This is a genomic window from Burkholderia sp. JPY481 (assembly GCF_038900515.1).
Taxonomy (GTDB): Bacteria; Pseudomonadota; Gammaproteobacteria; order Burkholderiales; family Burkholderiaceae; genus Paraburkholderia; species Paraburkholderia youngii.
Genome location: NZ_JAYMRT010000122.1, coordinates 1 through 638, shown reverse-complemented (window position 1 = coordinate 638; position 638 = coordinate 1). Strand labels below are relative to the sequence as shown.

Annotated in this window: 1 protein-coding gene; it reads right to left on the bottom strand. The window is 65.4% G+C overall.

All coding sequences use genetic code 11. The features are described from left to right. On the bottom strand, nucleotides 1-638 hold a 638-nt coding region (locus tag VSR82_RS39935; RefSeq protein ID WP_498858920.1), incomplete at both ends, for an AMP-binding protein.

Below are 638 nucleotides of genomic sequence, written 5' to 3'. Positions count from 1 at the left end.
GAAGAATTCCCAGGCAGAGACATCGAAGCTAAACGGGGTCTTCTGCAAGACGACATCAGCCGTATTGAGTGCATAGGCCTTTTGCATCCAGATCAGGCGATTAACGATAGCCCGATGCTCATTCTGTACCCCCTTGGGAGTTCCGGTTGAGCCTGAGGTGTAGATCACATAGGCGAGATGGCGGGACGTGAGGCCAAGCGTGCGCGGCTCCGGGTCCGAACGCGGCTGCTCGCCCCAGACCGGCGTGGCCGTCTCCAGATCGACCGCTATCACATCGGTCAGCACCTCGGGGCCGAGTGCGGCGCGGCCGGCCGCATCGCAAAGCAGCAGCTGCGGAGCGGCATCGCCCAGCACCTGGCGCAGCCGCTGGGACGGATAGGCCGGATCCAGCGGTAGATAGGCGCCCCCCGCTTTCAGGATCGCCAGTAGCCCCACCACCATCGCCGGGCTGCGCTCCACGCAGATCCCCACCGGCTGATCCGGCCTGACTCCGAGTGCGATCAGATGGTGCGCCAGCCGGTTGGCCCGCGCATTGAGCTCGCCATAGCTCAGTCTCTCGTTCTCATGCACCAGCGCCACCGCCTCCGGTGCCCGCCGCACCTGCGCCTCGAACAGCTCGTGGATGCACCGCTCCGACG